The 13,804-nt window shown below is 71.9% G+C and carries 12 protein-coding genes; 7 read left to right on the plus strand and 5 right to left on the minus strand.

Going from position 1 to position 13,804, the window contains the following annotated elements:
- Positions 1-85: 85 nt before the first annotated feature.
- Genes ACX6XY_RS18090 through ybaK form a run of 3 tightly spaced genes read left to right on the plus strand, consistent with a single transcriptional unit; the run spans position 86 to position 2,404 of the window.
- Entirely contained in the window at positions 86-1,102 is a 1,017-nt protein-coding gene (locus ACX6XY_RS18090) for a hypothetical protein (protein ID WP_460331738.1), read from the plus strand.
- A gap of 22 nt (positions 1,103-1,124) precedes the next feature.
- Positions 1,125-1,874, plus strand: coding sequence for an LON peptidase substrate-binding domain-containing protein (locus tag ACX6XY_RS18095; RefSeq protein ID WP_460331740.1), 750 nt, complete (start codon positions 1,125-1,127; stop codon positions 1,872-1,874).
- Positions 1,875-1,891: 17 nt separating this feature from the next.
- On the plus strand, positions 1,892-2,404 hold the full coding sequence (gene ybaK / locus ACX6XY_RS18100) for a Cys-tRNA(Pro) deacylase (protein ID WP_460331741.1): 513 nt from the start codon (positions 1,892-1,894) through the stop codon (positions 2,402-2,404).
- Positions 2,405-2,646: 242 nt separating this feature from the next.
- Here ybaK and ACX6XY_RS18105 read toward each other — a convergent pair whose 3' ends face one another.
- The 4 genes from ACX6XY_RS18105 to ACX6XY_RS18120 all read right to left on the minus strand — a co-directional run bounded on the left by ACX6XY_RS18105 (position 2,647) and on the right by ACX6XY_RS18120 (position 6,598).
- Complete coding sequence (locus tag ACX6XY_RS18105; RefSeq protein ID WP_460331742.1) at positions 2,647-3,324, minus strand: hypothetical protein; 678 nt, start codon at positions 3,322-3,324, stop codon at positions 2,647-2,649.
- 51 nt (positions 3,325-3,375) lie between these two features.
- Positions 3,376-4,104, minus strand: coding sequence for an ABC transporter permease (locus ACX6XY_RS18110; protein ID WP_460331802.1), 729 nt, complete (start codon positions 4,102-4,104; stop codon positions 3,376-3,378).
- Positions 4,105-4,254: 150 nt separating this feature from the next.
- Positions 4,255-5,220: an ABC transporter ATP-binding protein gene (locus tag ACX6XY_RS18115; protein WP_460331804.1), complete on the minus strand. Its 966-nt coding sequence runs from the start codon at positions 5,218-5,220 to the stop codon at positions 4,255-4,257.
- A gap of 148 nt (positions 5,221-5,368) precedes the next feature.
- Positions 5,369-6,598 carry an NYN domain-containing protein gene (locus ACX6XY_RS18120; RefSeq protein ID WP_460331744.1) on the minus strand — a complete coding sequence of 410 codons (1,230 nt, stop codon included), beginning with the start codon at positions 6,596-6,598 and terminating at the stop codon, positions 5,369-5,371.
- A 251-nt stretch (positions 6,599-6,849) separates the two neighbouring features.
- On the opposite strand from ACX6XY_RS18120, the gene ACX6XY_RS18125 reads away from it, so the two are divergent.
- Positions 6,850-7,050, plus strand: coding sequence for a hypothetical protein (locus ACX6XY_RS18125; protein ID WP_460331746.1), 201 nt, complete (start codon positions 6,850-6,852; stop codon positions 7,048-7,050).
- 35 nt (positions 7,051-7,085) lie between these two features.
- Here ACX6XY_RS18125 and dnaE read toward each other — a convergent pair whose 3' ends face one another.
- Positions 7,086-10,628, minus strand: a complete 3,543-nt coding sequence (gene dnaE, locus ACX6XY_RS18130) for a DNA polymerase III subunit alpha (protein WP_460331748.1) — start codon at positions 10,626-10,628, stop codon at positions 7,086-7,088.
- A gap of 191 nt (positions 10,629-10,819) precedes the next feature.
- On the opposite strand from dnaE, the gene ACX6XY_RS18135 reads away from it, so the two are divergent.
- The 3 genes from ACX6XY_RS18135 (at position 10,820) to ACX6XY_RS18145 (ending at position 13,752) form a co-directional block, all read left to right on the plus strand.
- Positions 10,820-12,148 carry a DUF2252 family protein gene (locus ACX6XY_RS18135; protein WP_460331750.1) on the plus strand — a complete coding sequence of 443 codons (1,329 nt, stop codon included), beginning with the start codon at positions 10,820-10,822 and terminating at the stop codon, positions 12,146-12,148.
- Between the two features lie 37 nt (positions 12,149-12,185).
- Positions 12,186-12,893, plus strand: coding sequence for a hypothetical protein (locus ACX6XY_RS18140; RefSeq protein WP_460331752.1), 708 nt, complete (start codon positions 12,186-12,188; stop codon positions 12,891-12,893).
- A 64-nt stretch (positions 12,894-12,957) separates the two neighbouring features.
- Positions 12,958-13,752: a DsbA family protein gene (locus tag ACX6XY_RS18145; protein WP_460331754.1), complete on the plus strand. Its 795-nt coding sequence runs from the start codon at positions 12,958-12,960 to the stop codon at positions 13,750-13,752.
- Positions 13,753-13,804: the final 52 nt, after the last annotated feature.

The raw sequence follows: 13,804 nt of genomic DNA on the forward strand, positions 1-13,804 counted from the left end.
ACAACCCTCCCCCACCCCACCGTGTCTTGCTAGCGCAACCGTCAAGGAGCGTCCTGACCAGACGCAACGGAAGGGGCCCCCGGCCATGGTCCTGCTGCACGCGCTCGCTCGTACGGCCCGGATGATCAAGCACGCTCCGCAGCTCGCCGACGAGCTGCCCGCCGACGGTGAGGTGCTGCTCGACGCGCCGGACGTCCGCCTCGGCCCGGCACTCGCCGCCGCGAGCCAGGGCGACCACGGCCCGGCCGCCGAGCTGCTCGCCGCGAGCCGCGAAGCCGCCGAGTGGGAGAACCGCGACCGCTATCTCCTGCGCCTGGCCACGTTCGCCCGCGGCCGCCCCGAGTGGTTCGCGCGCTGGCGGGCCGCGGCCCCTCGGGACCCGGACGTCGCCCTGCTCAGGGCGGAGCTCGCGCTGCGTCACAGCTGGGAGTCCCCGGCCCGCGCCACGCGCCTGCGCGAGGTCGCCCCGCTGATCGCCGTGGCCGCCGAGGCCGTGCCGGGCGACCCGGTGCCCTGGCGCATCGCCCTGGACCACGCGCGGGGCGTGGGCGCCGCGCACTCCGCGTTCGACGAGCTGTGGTCCGAGGCGGTCCGGCGCTCCCCGCACCACTACGGCTGCCACACGGCGGCCCTGCAGTACCTCTCCGCCACCTGGTACGGCTCGCACCGCACCTGCTTCGACTTCGCCGAACAGGCCGCCGCCGACACGCTGCCCGGCTCCCTGGTGCGGGCGCTCCCGGTGCGCGCCGCCTTCGCCTGCCTGCAGCACCCCGGCCGTGGCGGGAGCGCCGTACCGGTCGAGCGTCTGGACGCGGCCGCGGACCGCGCGATCGCCCTCTCGGGCGCGTACGAGCGGGCCGACCCGTACCCCGCCGAGGTGCGCAACCTGCTGGCGTACGTCCTGGTGCGCCTGGGCCGCGCGGCCGACGCGCTGGAGCAGCTGCGGCTGATCGGCCCCTACGCGACATCCTTCCCCTGGGACCGGATCTCCGGCGACCCGCTCGGCGAGTTCCTCGAACTGCGCGACGGCGTACGCCTGCAGGTGGCCGCCATGACCCCGCTGCGTCCCCGGATCGGGCACCACCGCCCCGGTCCACCCTGAGCGGCCATTAGGCTTCGGGATCGTGACCACCGTCCGACTCCCGCTCTTCCCGCTGAACACCGTGCTGTTCCCCGGCCTCGTGCTGCCGCTGAACGTCTTCGAGGAGCGTTATCGCGCCATGATGCGCGACCTCGTGAAGGCGGTGCCCGACGACTCCGACGAACCGCGCCGCTTCGCCGTCGTCGCGATCCGCGACGGCCTGGAGGTCGCGCACGTGGCGCCCGGCATGCCGGACCCGACGGCGACCGTCGAGCGCGGGCCCGCCGTCGGGTTCGGCGACGACCCGATCAAGGCCTTCCACCAGGTGGGCTGTATCGCGGACGCGGCGACCGTACGAGAGCGCTCGAACGGCGGCTTCGAGGTGCTCGCCACCGGCACCACCCGTGTCCGGCTGCTCTCCGTCGACGCTTCCGGCCCGTATCTGACGGCCGAGCTGGAGGAGCTGGAGGAGGAGCCGGGCGACGACGCGGGCGCGCTCGCCGACGGGGTGCTGCGTGCCTTCCGGACGTACCAGAAGCGGCTGGCCGGGGCGCGGGAGCGGTCGCTGTCGACGGGCTCGGAGCTGCCGGACGAGCCGTCCGTGGTGTCGTATCTGGTCGCCGCGGCCGCGGTGCTCGACACGCCGACCCGGCAGCGGCTGCTCCAGGCGCCCGACACCGCGTCCCGGCTGCGGGACGAGCTGAAACTCCTTCGCGCGGAGACCGCGGTGATCCGTAACCTGCCGTCGTTGCCCGCGGTCGAGCTGACGCGGGGCCCGACCAGCCTCAACTGACGGAAGGCTCGCTCGAGGTGGCGAAGAAGCAGAAGAAGCAGCCCAAGGGGGCGCAGTCCGGCGGCACCCCCGCCACGGTCGCGCTCAGCGCCGCGGGCACCCCGCACACGCTGCACCAGTACGCGCACGACCCGGCGCACGCCTCCTACGGCGAGGAGGCGGCCGAGGCGATGGGCGTGCCGCCCGAACGGGTGTTCAAGACGCTGCTGGCCGAGGTGGACGGGGCGCTGACGGTGGCCGTGGTGCCGGTCGCGGGTTCGCTCGACCTCAAGGCGCTGGCCGCGGCGGTCGGCGGCAAGCGCGCGGTGATGGCTGACCCGGCCGCGGCGGAGCGCAGCACGGGGTATGTGCGCGGCGGGATCTCCCCGCTCGGCCAGCGCAGGAAGCTGCGCACGGTGCTGGACGCGTCGGCCGCCGCGCACGCCACGATCTGCGTCTCGGCGGGCCGCCGCGGCCTGGAGGCCGAGCTGGCGCCGGGGGACCTGGCCGAGCTGACGGACGCGGTACTGGCCCCGATCGGGCGTGTTTGACACCTCGACGAAGCTCCCCGGCGCGACTAAGTACATGAGCATGTCGAAGAAGACGCGCAAGCGGAAGTGGCGGATCAGAAAAGGCCGGGCCAACCACGGCCGCCGCCCGGCTTAGAGCCCGCCTGGCGGATCAGGCCGGCCTCGCCACGCGGTGCCCTCTCACCACGCCTCAGGCATGGCCCGGCCCGCGACTTCCGGACGGGCCCTGGGGCCGCCTTTCGCGGCCGCTAGGGCGGCAGGGCCTAGGGCGTCGGTGGCGACGGCTGCTGTTCGGGGGGATGGGGCGGCGGGGGTGCGGGGGCCGCGTGCGGCTCCGGGGCGCGGGGGGCGAAGAGCGCCGTGAGGGCCAGCAGGACGGCCATGGACACGATCGGCCAGGTCAGCAGCGTGCCCTTGGCGGCCAGCTTCAGCGGCGCGTCGAACGGCTCACCCGCGCCCGCCGCCTTGGCGCGCGCCACCACGTCCCCGCCAGGCCCGAGCCAGATGCCGAACCGCCAGGCCAGCACCGAGCCGAGCAGCCCGCCCACGGTCAGGCCGATCACCAGCGGAATCCCGCCGCGCTTGCGCAGCAGGAAGACCGCCACCGCGCTGACGAGACCGAAGGCGAGCGCCAGCAGCAGAAACGTCCCGTCGGCTCCGATCGCCTGCTCGCCCTCGTTCTCCCGCAGGAAGACGGCCTCGCCGTTCGAGATCAGCGGGACCCGAGGCGCGAGCCACGCCCACAGCAGCCCGAGCAGCAGCCCGCCCGCGACGGCCACCGCGACCGCGATCAGCACGGCCTCGCGCAGTTCGGCCTTCAGTCCGGGCCCCGCGTCCTCGTACGTCGAAGACGGCGGGGCCTCGCCGGGCGGCGGGGGCCCCCAGGGGTCCTGCTGCTGATCCGGGGACGGCTGGTGGGGCGGCGTCAGAGGTGCGGTCACCCTGCCATCGTGCCAGGCCCCGGCCCGCGCCCCGAGGCCAGGGCGCGCGGGTCAGCGTACGGCCGCGCGCCGGTACGCCCAGGTGGCCGCCGCGAGCGAGGCGACGCCGACTGCCGCGCAGACCGTGAGGTCGAGCGCGACGGCCGCCCAGTCGGGGTGCGCGTCGAACGTGCGGGCGAAGGCCTCGACGCCGTAGGTGGAGGGCAGCAGGTCGCGCGCGTACTGCACGACCAGCGGCAGCCGGTCCGCGGGCAGCACCCCGAGCAGCAGCGCGGCCGACATGCCCAGCTGGCCGAGCAGCGTCGCCAGCTCCTGCCGCGGCGCGAGCAGCCCGAGCGCCGCGCCGAGCCCGGCGAGCGCGGCCCCGGACAGCGGGATCACCGCGACCAGCACCCACAGGTGGGTGAGGGGCAGCCCGAACAGCGCGCTGCCGACGACCGCCGTCACGGCGGTGCCGGGCACGGTGAAGGAGGCGTACGCGGCGGCCGTGCCGAGCACCACCGACGCGGGCGGCACCGGCAGCGTCGCGTAGTGATCGAGACCGCCGCCCGCGCGCAGCTGGCCGAAGTACTGGGCTAGCAGGTTGAGCGCCACGAACGCCACGACGAGGACCGACGACCCGGCGACGACGGCCCGCGCCTCGGCCCCGCCGTCCACGACGCCCCGCATCAGGACCATGATCCCGACGGACTGGAAGGTCGCGACGAACAGCAGCGGGATCCGGGCCACGCGGGCCCGCGAGAGCTGCGCCCGGTAGACGGCCGCGAGCGCGGGCAGCAGGCGCGCACGCGGCGCGAGCGGGGCCGCGGCACCGGCCTCGGGCGCCCGGTCGCGGGACGCCCGCCCGGTGTCGGCAGCGGGTTGCTGACGTACGAGACTCACCTCACGCTGCTCCTGTCCGCTCGGGACCTGCTCCGCGCACGCCGCTGGTCACGCCTTCACCAGGCCCTTCGTACGGCCGCCGAGTGCGAGGTAGACGTCCTCCAGGCTCGGCGTGGCCAGCGTGAAGTCGTCCAGCGCCGCGAAGGCCTCGCCGCCGGTGACGGCGGCCACCGCGGCGCGGGCCTCGTCCGGGGCCAGGCGCAGGGCCCAGTGCCGTCCGGTCTCTTCGGCGAAGGCGCGCAGCGCGGCGACCTCGGGGACGTCCAGGGGGGCGCGCTCCCGCCAGACGAGTTCGAGCCGCACCTCACCGGCGACCTCGTTCTTGAGGCCGGTGGGGGTGTCGCAGGCGATGACCTTGCCCCGCTCCAGTACGGCGACGCGGTCGAGCACCGTCTCGGCCTCGATGACGTTGTGGGTGACCAGCAGCACGGTCGTGCCGTGCTGGGCGCGGCGCCGGTCCACGGCGGCCCACACGGCGCGCCGTGCGACGGGGTCCATGCCGGTGGTCGGCTCGTCGAGTACCAGCAGGGGCCGCTCCCCCACCAGCGCGGCGGCGAAGCAGGCGAGCCGCCGCTGGCCGCCGGACAGCTTCTTCAGGGGGCGTCCGGCGAGGTCGTCGAGTCCCAGTTCGGCCAGCACCTCGTCCCGCTCGGTCCTGGCCCGCCGCGCGTCGAGGCCGCGCAGCCGTCCGGTGGTCTCCGCGGCGAGCGCCACGGTGAGTTCGTCGAGCGCGGTGGACTCCTGGCCGAGGTAGGCGAGGATGCGGGCGGCGCGCTCGGGGTGGCGCACGAGGTCGTGTCCGAGGATCTCGACCCGTCCCGCGTCCGGGCGCATCAGGCCGGTCAGCTGGCGTACCAGGGTGGACTTTCCCGCGCCGTTGGGTCCGAGCAGGCCGAAGATCTCCCCGCGCCGTACGTCGATGCTCACCCCGTCGGTGGCCCGCACCTCGGGTGTCGCGGGCGCCCCGCGCCTGCCCCGCGTCGAGGGGTAGGTCTTGACCAGGTCACGCACCACGCACACGGCGTCGTCACCGTGTGCCGGGGGTTCCGTGCGCGTATCCACGAGGGACGAGCCTACGGGGTTCCAGAGGGTGAAAGTTCTTCGGGGGTGCCGCAATGAGCGCCGCGATGGGCGAGGCGTCGTGCCAGGGCCCGTACCCGGCTCACTCGCTGGCCGGCGCGGGCTCCGCCGCCGTGCGCACATCGATCTCCCGCCAGAACCCGGCCCGGATCGCGTACCGGTCGTGCTCGTCGATCTGGTCGTCCTTGTGGGCGAGCAGACCGAAGCGCGCGGCGTACCGGAGCAGCTCGCCGTCGACGCGGTGCGGGATGCGCGGATACATCGTGGACAGCTTCTGCAGCCCGGCCGGGTCGGGCAGCCGGGCCGTCCAGCGGCGGGCGAAGACCTGCCCGACCTCGTACGGGTCGCCGCCGACGGTGGTGATGTCCTCCTCGCGGTCGGCCCAGCGCTGCTCGGCCGTGGTCAGCTGGGCCAGGGTGGGCAGCGCGGCGACGTCGGCCGGGTCCGGTGCGGGGGCCGGGCGTTCCACCCAGCCCTTCTCGGACGACCAGCGCAGGGTGGCGCTGGCGGGGTGCGGCGGGGCGGGCTGCGAGGCGGGGGCGCGCAGCGCGGCGAGGTCCTTGGGGGTGGGCACGCCCTTGGCGGCGGGGCGGTCCGCGCCGTCGTGCCCGGTGCGGGCGGGCGCGGCGCCGTTCGACGCGGCGGCGGGCTGGTCGGCCGGGTGCTCGGCGGGGGCGGACGCGACGGCGGACTCGGGCAGCGGCGCGGAGAGGATCGCGGCGATCTCCGGGCGCGCGGGCTGTGGCGCGCAGACCCCGGTGAGCTCCTTGGCCCGTACCGCGCGGGTGATCCAGGCCCGGTCCAGGACCCGGCGCTCGTCGGCCTCGGCGACCAGGTCCTCGGACTGGTTGTAGTCGCCGTCGGCGGCCTGGACGGCCCACAGGTGGACGGCGACGCCGTGTTCCTTGGCGGACATCAGGCCGGGCAGCAGGTCGCCGTCGCCGGTCACCAGGACCACGTCGGAGCAGGCGCGGTTGCGGGCCAGTTCGGTGAGCTCGGCGTGCATGGCGGCGTCCACGCCCTTCTGCGCCCAGCGTCCGTCGCTGCGGGTGAGCGCGCCGAGCCGTACGGTGACCCGCGGCATCACGCGCAGGCGGCGGTGCTCGGGCTGGGGGACCCGGTCCGGGGCGCCGTCGAACCAGTAGATCCGCAGCAGGGGCTGCGCGGTGTCGGATTCGGCGCGCTCTCGCAGCCCCTGGATGAGCGCCGCGTGGTCGACGGTGATCCGTGACCGTGAGGGTTCTCCGGCGAGGAGACTCGCGGCGGCGCCCAGCAGATAGCCGGCGTCCACCAGGACGACGCAGCGGTCCATGCGTTCCACCCTCTTTCGCTTGGGCTCCGCGGATTCACGCGTCGGGAGCGGGTCTGCTTCGGGTTTACCTTCGAGTCTGCCCGAAGCCGCGAGGGTTAACGGCCGGAACTGGATCTTCGGCGTGGCGTATCGGGGAATTGCTCTCCGCCAAGTCTTATGACGCACGGTAATTCCCTGAAATGCGCGCTTTGTCAACCTGTGTGAGTCTGATGCAGGTCTGGCCCCAGTTCCCCCCGCAGGAGGCAGTCACCATGGCCAAGCACAAGCATCGCAAGCAGGGTGGCGATCAGCATCGCGGCGCCGAGCGGGCCGAGCGCGCCGCTCAGCAGAACCAGCGCGAGGCCGAGCAGGCGGTCAAGTCCGCCGCGCCCGAGGCGCCGTCCTCGGATCGGTCCCGCTCCGGTGACTTCGGAGAGCACAGCAAGAAGACGAAGAAGTTCGGCCACAACTGAGGCACGCACCCACGTCGAGGGGCCTCCGCTCCGGGTCAGCCCGCCAGGCAGGACGGCCCGAGCAGCACCTTGAGGTCGCCGAAGAGCGCCGGGTCCGGCTGCACCCGGTGCCGGTCGAGCCGCAGCACCGTGGTCTTGCGGGCGCCCTGGAGCTTGATCCGCACCTCGGAGTTGCCCTTGTGGTGGCCGAGGATCTCGCCGAGGCGGCCGACCATCGGCGGGGTGACCTTCACCGTCGGGATGGTGATGATCACCGGGGCGTTGGCGCCCGCGTTCGACAGGTCGGGTACCTGGAGTTCCATGGCGACCAGGCGGGGGACGTCCTCACGCTTGTCGAGGCGGCCCTTGACGAAGACGACGGCGTCCTCGACGAGCTGGGTCGACACCAGCTGGTAGGTGGCCGGGAAGAACATGCACTCGATCGAGCCCGCCAGGTCCTCGACCGTGGCGATGGCCCAGGCGTTGCCCTGCTTGGTCATCTTGCGCTGGAGTCCGGAGATGATGCCGCCGATGGTGACCACCGAGCCGTCGGCGTAGTCGCCGCCGGTGAGCTGCCCGATCCCGGCGTCGGCCTTGTCGGACAGCACGTGCTCCAGGCCGAACAGCGGGTGGTCGGAGACGTACAGGCCGAGCATCTCGCGCTCCTGGGCGAGCAGATAGCCCTTCTCCCACTCGTCGTCGGAGAACTGCACGTCGAGCCCGAAGCCGGGCTCGTCGGCGCCGCCCTCGTCGCCCATGCCGCCGAAGAGGTCGAACTGCCCCTCGGCCTCCTTGCGCTTGACCTGCACCACGTTGTCGATCATGGGCTCGTACTGGGCGGTGAGGCCCTTGCGGGTGTGGCCCATGGTGTCGAAGGCGCCCGCCTTGATCAGCGACTCGGTGGTGCGCTTGTTGCAGGCGGTGGCCTCGACCTTGTCGAGATAGTCGGGGAAGGAGGCGTACTTCCCCTTGGCCTTGCGGCTGCGGATGATCGATTCGACGACGTTGGTGCCGACGTTACGGACCGCGGAGAGACCGAAGAGAATCACATCGTCGCCCTGTGCGGCGAAATTCTGTTCGGATTCATTGACATTGGGCGGAAGTACCTTGATGCCCATACGGCGGCATTCGTTCAGGTAGACCGCCGACTTGTCCTTGTCGTCCTTGACCGAGGTGAGCAGCGCGGCCATGTACTCGGCCGGGTAGTTCGCCTTCAGATAGGCGGTCCAGTAGGTGACCAGTCCGTACGCGGAGGAGTGCGCCTTGTTGAAGGCGTATCCGGCGAACGGCACCAGAACGTCCCACAGGGCCTGGATCGCCTCGTCCGAGAAGCCCTTCTTCCGGGCGCCCGCCTGGAAGATGCCGAAGTTCTTCGCCAGCTCCTCGGGCTTCTTCTTGCCCATCACCCGGCGCAGCACGTCGGCCTCGCCGAGCGAGTAGCCCGCGACGATCTGGGCGGCCTTCTGCACCTGCTCCTGGTAGACGATCAGGCCGTAGGTGAGGCCGAGCACCTCCTTGAGGGGCTCCTCCAGCTCCTTGTGGATCGGGGTGATCTCCTGCGCGCCGTTCTTGCGCAGCGCGTAGTTGGTGTGCGAGTCCATGCCCATCGGGCCGGGGCGGTAGAGGGCCGAGACGGCGGAGATGTCCTCGAAGTTGTCGGGCTTCATCAGGCGCAGCAGCGAGCGCATCGGACCGCCGTCGAACTGGAAGACGCCGAGCGTGTCACCGCGGCAGAGCATCTCGTAGGTCTTGGGGTCGTCGAGCGGGATGGAGAGCATCTCCAACTCGACGCCCTTGTTGGCCTTCACCATCTTGACGGCGTCGTCCATGATCGTGAGGTTGCGCAGGCCCAGGAAGTCCATCTTCAGCAGGCCGAGCGACTCGCACTGCGGGTAGTCCCACTGGGTGATGGTGACGCCGTCGGTGTGCCGCACCCACACCGGGGCGTGGTCGGTGATGGTCTCGCTGGACATGATCACGCCCGCCGCGTGCACGCCCATCTGCCGGACCAGGCCCTCGACGCCCTTGGCGGTGTCGATGACCTTCTTCACGTCCGGTTCGTTCTCGTACATCCCCCGGATCTCGCCCGCCTCGCTGTAGCGGGGGTGCTCGGGGTTGGTGATGCCGTCGAGGTCGATGCCCTTGCCGAGGACGTCGGCGGGCATCGCCTTGGTGAGCCGGTCGCCCATCGCGTACGGGTAGCCGAGCACGCGCGCGGAGTCCTTGATCGCGTTCTTGGCCTTGATCTTGCCGTAGGTGCCGATCATGGCGACCTTGTCGGCGCCGTACTTCTCGGTCACATACCGGATCACCTCGACGCGCCTGCGCTCGTCGAAGTCGATGTCGACGTCGGGCATCGAGACGCGCTCGGGGTTGAGGAACCGCTCGAAGATCAGGCCGTGCTCGATCGGGTCCAGGTCGGTGATGCCCATCGCGTACGCCACGATCGAACCGGCCGCCGAGCCGCGGCCGGGGCCCACCGCGATGCCGTTGCGCTTCGCCCACATGATGAAGTCGGCGACCACCAGGAAGTATCCGGGGAAGCCCATCTGGATGATGACGTCCATCTCGTACTCCGCCTGCTTCTGGCGGTCTTCGGGGACGCCGCCCGGAAACCGGCGGTTCATGCCGGTCCGGACCTCCTCCTGGAACCAGGTGACCTCGGTGTAGCCCTCGGGGATCTCGAACTTCGGCATCAGGTCGCGCTTCTCGAACATCCCGGAGGTGTCGATCTGCTCGGCGACCAGCAGGGTGTTGCGGCAGCCCTCCTGCCAGGCGTCCGACGAGTCGATGGCGTACATCTCGTCCGTCGACTTCAGGTAGTACCCGGTGCCGTCGAAGCGGAAGCGGTCCGGGTCGGAGAGGTTCTTGCCGGTCTGGATGCACAGCAGCGCGTCATGGGCGGTGGACTCGTGCGCGTAGGTGTAGTGCGAGTCGTTGGTGACCAGCGGCGGGATGCCCAGCTCCTTGCCGATCTTCAGCAGGTCCTCGCGGACCCGCCGCTCGATCTCGATGCCGTGGTCCATCAGCTCCAGGAAGTACTTGTCCTTGCCGAAGATGTCCTGGTACTCGCCCGCGGCCTTGCGCGCCTCCTCGTACTGGCCGAGGCGCAGCCGGGTCTGCAGCTCGCCCGAGGGGCAGCCGGTGGACGCGATCAGGCCCTCGGACCACTGGGAGATGGACTCCTTGTCCATCCGCGGCCACTTCTGCAGCCAGCCTTCGGCGTACGCGTCCGACGAGAGCCGGAAGAGGTTGTGCAGGCCGGTCTTGTTGTGCGCCCAGATCGTCTTGTGCGTGTAACCGCCCGAACCCGAGACGTCGTCCCGCTTCTGGTGCGGCTGGCCCCACTGGATCTTGCGCTTGGTGCGCCGCGACTCCGGGGCCACATACGCCTCGATGCCGATGATCGGCGTGACGCCCGCGTCCTGCGCCGAGTGGAAGAAGTCGTACGCCCCGTGCAGGTTGCCGTGGTCGGACATGGCGATATGCGTCATGCCCATCTCATTGCAGGCCTTGAACATGTCCTTGAGCCGCGCGGCACCGTCCAGCAGCGAGTACTGGGTGTGGACGTGCAGGTGCGTGAAGGGCGGCTTGGTCACGGCTCAGGACCTCCGGGGAAGCGTGGCGGCAGGGCGGCGCGGGCGAACGGGTGGGGCACGGCGGACGGGTGGGGTCAGCTACGAAGTCTACGGGCGCGCACTGACACTCCGCGGGCACTCGGCACGCGTCCCATCCGTTGGTACGGGCGGAACACCTGTCCGTGACGTACCGCACCAGGAGGCGCCCAGCGATGCCGGTCCCGCAGCCCACCGCCGAGCAGCGCGGTGAGCAGATCCTCGCCGTGTGCTCCGCCGCCTTCGGCGACCTCCTGACGGCCGACCCGGAAGCGGCCCTGGCCAGGTTCCGGAAGGCCGCGGCCTCCCCCTTCGCGTTCTACCGCGCCGCCGCCTGCCTGTTCTACGACGACCTGGCGCGCGAGCGGCCGGACGGCCCCTATCTGGACGACCGCACGGCGCGCGTGTGGATCCACGGCGACCTGCACGCGGCGAGCTTCGGCAGCCATCTGGACGACCAGGGGCGACTGGTCTTCCACGCCCGCGGTTTCGACGAGGCCTTCGTGGGCCCGTTCACCTGGGACCTGCGGCGCCTCGCGGCCTCGGTGGCGCTCATCGGATATGAGAAGGCCCTCGGCGACGAGCGGATCACCGGGCTGATACGCGGCTTCGCCACCGCCTACCGCGAGCGTGTGCACGCCCTGGCCACCGGCGCCAAGACCGACGAGGCGCCGCCGTTCTCGCTGGACACCGCCGAAGGGCCGGTGCTCGACGTGCTGCGGGCGGCGCGCACCCGCAGCCGGGTCGCCCTGCTCGACTCGATGACCGGGATACGGGAGCACGAGCGCCGCTTCGCGCCCCGTGCGGACGCCGTCGAGCTGGACGCCGCGACGCGGTACAAGGTGCTGGCCGCGTTCGACGGCTATCTGGAGACGCTCCCCGACTCCAGTCTGACCCGCCCGGACTCGTACCGCGTCAAGGACGTGGTGGGGCGGCGCGGCAGCGGCGGCTCCGCCGGCCGGGTCGCGTACGACATCCTGTTGGAGGGGCACAGCGACGCCTTCGAGAACGACGTGGTGATCCGGCTGCGCCAGGCCGCGGCCCCGGCCGTCGCGCGGCACCTCACGGACCGGACGGCGATCGGCGCGCACTTCCAGCACGAGGGCCACCGCACGGTGGCGGCGCGGCGCGCCCTGCAGGCGCACGCCGACCCGTGGCTCGGCTGGACCGAGCTGGACGGCGCGGGCCAGGTGGTGTCCGAGCTCTCCCCCTACGCGGTGGGCCTGGACTGGTCGGCCGTCGACGACGTCGAGCGGATCGAGGCGCTGGTCGGCGACCTCGGCCGGGCCGCCGCAGCCCTGCACGCGGTCGCGGACGACGAGCGGGCGCACGCGGAGCCGGTGCCGTTCAGCACGGAGCGGGCGATCGACGCGGCGATCGCGGCCGACGAGGAGTCCTTCGCCCCGCTCCTGGTGGACTTCGCGCACGACTACGCCGAGCGGACCCGCCAGGACCACCGGATCTTCGTGAACCTGCTCCGTAACGGTCGGATTGCGGCTCCGTAGCGCACAGCGAACCTTGAGGCGGGCTTTAGCTCGGGACATGGCACACTCTGCGGCGATGGACGACATCTCCGGAACGCAGCTGCGCGCGCTGCGGGCGGCGCTCTTCACGGCACTGGTCGTGACGCTGTCCGCCGCCGCGCATGTGCTGCTGTCCGAGGCGCCGCTGCCGCTGGCTACCGTCGCCGCCGTGAGCGCTGCGGTCTTTCTGGTGGCGTTTCTGCTGGCCGGGCGGGAGCGCGGCTTCTGGCGGATCGCCGCGCTGCTGATCCCGCTGGAGCTGGCCGCCGACACGGTCTTCACCACCGGGCAGGACGTCTGCTACGGCGAGGCGGGCGGCCCGGTCGCGGGCCCGCTGCGCGCGCTCGGCTTCGATGTGCTGTGCGGCGGCGGCGATGTGGGCGGCTCGCTGGCCCAGGTGACTGGCGGGCACCGCCCCACCGCCGAGCTGCTGGCCGGCGCCGAACCGTCCACGGCGTGGCTGCTGCTCGGCGCGCATCTGGGCATCGGGCTGTGCGCCGCGGGCTGGCTGCGGCGCGGCGAGAGCGCGCTCGCCCAACTGCTGCGCGCGGCCCTGGGCTTCGCCTTCCGCCCCCTGCTGATCGCGGTCGCGGTCGTCCTGGCGCCCCGTGCGGGCCTGCCCGGCACCCCGCGTCAGGCCCGCCGGACCCCGGCCCCGCGCCTGCGCCTGCGTCTGCTGACCCACTCCGTCGGACGGCGTGGACCCCCGTACTCCGCCCTCGCCTGAGCGAAGCGAGCCGAGTACGGCGATCCCCCCATCCACGTCACGACTGACCACGGAGAACCCCATCATGAGCAAGCGCAACAGCCAGGAAGCGAAGAGGGCGGCACGCGAGCGGCTGCGGATCGAGCGCGAGCGGCAGGCCAAGAAGGACAAGGCGCGCCGCCAGCTGACCGTCGCGGCCGTCGTCGTCGGCGTACTCGCGGCCGCCGGAGGCGTCGGCTACGCGGTCGTGCAGAGCATGCAGCCCGACTACTGGGACAAGGCCAAGGACAAGAAGCTGGTGAAGCCCGCGGGCGCCACGGGCGAGGACGGCACCACCGTCGTCATCGGCGACAAGGACGCGAAGAAGACTCTGGAGCTGTACGAGGACGCGCGCTGCCCGGCCTGCGCCGCCTTCGAGCAGGCCGCGGGCGAGCAGCTGCACAAGGACGTCAAGGACGGGAAGTACAAGGTCCAGTTCATCGGCGCCACCTTCATCGACAACGCCGCCCCAGGCGAGGGCTCCAGGAACGCGCTCAGCGCGCTGGGCGCGGCCCTGAACGTGAGCCCGGACGCGTTCCTCGATTACAAGACCGCGCTGTACTCCGAGAAGAACCACCCCTCGGAGAGCGACGACAAGTTCAAGGACGACGCGTATCTGATCAAGGTCGCGAACGAGGTGCCCGACCTCAAGGACAACGACGCCTTCCAGAAGGACGTCAAGGACGGCACCTTCGACAAGTGGGCGCTGAACATGTCGGACAAGTTCAGCAAGAGCGGCGTCCAGGGCACGCCGACCCTCAAGATGGACGGCGAGAAGCTGGAGACCCCGCAGAGCCTGGACGAGTTCAAGACCACGCTCGACGCGGCCCTGAAGAAGTAGAAGAAGTAACAGCGGGCAGCACCAGGCGAAGGGCGGGCGAACTCTCAGTGGT

This window comes from Streptomyces sp. O3 (assembly GCF_054788135.1).

Excerpts from the sequence above, each read along its gene's own strand:
- ACX6XY_RS18090 (WP_460331738.1), top strand. The coding sequence starts at position 86 with ATGGTCCTGCTGCACGCGCTCGCTCGTACGGCCCGGATGATCAAGCAC.
- ACX6XY_RS18120 (WP_460331744.1), bottom strand. The coding sequence starts at position 6,598 with ATGGACCGCTGCGTCGTCCTGGTGGACGCCGGCTATCTGCTGGGCGCC.
- ACX6XY_RS18125 (WP_460331746.1), top strand. The coding sequence starts at position 6,850 with ATGGCCAAGCACAAGCATCGCAAGCAGGGTGGCGATCAGCATCGCGGC.
- ACX6XY_RS18135 (WP_460331750.1), top strand. The coding sequence starts at position 10,820 with ATGCCGGTCCCGCAGCCCACCGCCGAGCAGCGCGGTGAGCAGATCCTC.
- ACX6XY_RS18140 (WP_460331752.1), top strand. The coding sequence starts at position 12,186 with ATGGCACACTCTGCGGCGATGGACGACATCTCCGGAACGCAGCTGCGC.
- ACX6XY_RS18145 (WP_460331754.1), top strand. The coding sequence starts at position 12,958 with ATGAGCAAGCGCAACAGCCAGGAAGCGAAGAGGGCGGCACGCGAGCGG.